This window comes from Streptomyces sp. NPDC097129 (assembly GCF_055668065.1).
Genome location: NZ_JBVOQE010000117.1, coordinates 1 through 1,059, shown reverse-complemented (window position 1 = coordinate 1,059; position 1,059 = coordinate 1). Strand labels below are relative to the sequence as shown.

1 protein-coding gene is annotated in these 1,059 nt (G+C 60.9%); it reads left to right on the top strand.

From position 1 onward, the window contains the following. Nucleotides 1–1,059: outer membrane protein assembly factor BamB family protein (locus tag AC0B9F_RS38530; protein ID WP_472010513.1), on the top strand; the 1,059-nt coding region annotated here is incomplete at both ends.

Below are 1,059 nucleotides of genomic sequence, written 5' to 3'. Positions count from 1 at the left end.
TCGGCGGAGACCACTTCTCGCTACGCCGGATCGTCGGCGACATCGTGTTGGGCAACGACTCGGACACGCTCTCGGCCTACCGAATCGACACCGGGGAACAGTTGTGGTCGACCAAGATCGGCGACTACTTCTCTTACTCGGTCTCGGACGGTGAGCGAATTCTCGTCCATCCTAACGACGGCAGGGTACTCGCCGTCGAACTCGACGACGGCTCTGTCAGTTGGTCCCTCGATTCCCACACCAACCACTGGTCTTGGTCGAAGGCCCAAGACGGACTCGCCTCGATCTCCAATGACAGATTCCTCTACTACCCACCGACCGGCGGACCGTCAGGAGCACCGGGCAGGCTGCCCGCTGTCCCTGAATTCGACGGAGGCAACGAGTACGTCACGAAATGCGGCCGGACACCGACCCTGACGCCGGTTGAATACCGCACGCAGGCAGAGGGTCTCGTCGTTCTAATGGAAATGAAAGCATCATGTCCCGGCGGAGACATCGTCTCCACCGACGCGCTTCGTGTATCGATCACCGACACCGGCCAGAGCGTTGCATCGGCGGTGTTCGACTTCTCCGATGCGCCGATCTATCTTCCCCGAACCGATGGGACGAACACGACGAACTCGATCCAGCGCGAGTTCCTGTACGACCTCGGTAGCTTCTGGAGGCTGCCGAACACTCTCGGTGAGTCTTCGAGTCTGACCAATTCGAGAGCGTCAGGTGCTCAACTCGTCGAATGCGAGGACGAGGGGACGAGTGATACCAGCCTGACATCCGGGCCGGCATCGCGAAGTGACACCAATACGCCGATCCGGCCCACACGTAGCGCGCAGCCGACAACGGGCGACGTCGAATCTGCGAGTCTCGACGCCCTCCGAGCTCAAGCCGACGCCGATCGTCCGTTTGTGACCGGTGACCTCGCAAACAGGTGGGTGGCTCAGATCTCCTCCAAGCGGGTTGGGCTCGATGCGGCGGATATCAATGGCGCTCAGGTGCATTGGACTGCTGCCCAGATCCTGCGACAGCATCTCGAACTTCGTCTCATGTATCCGGAGGTGCGTC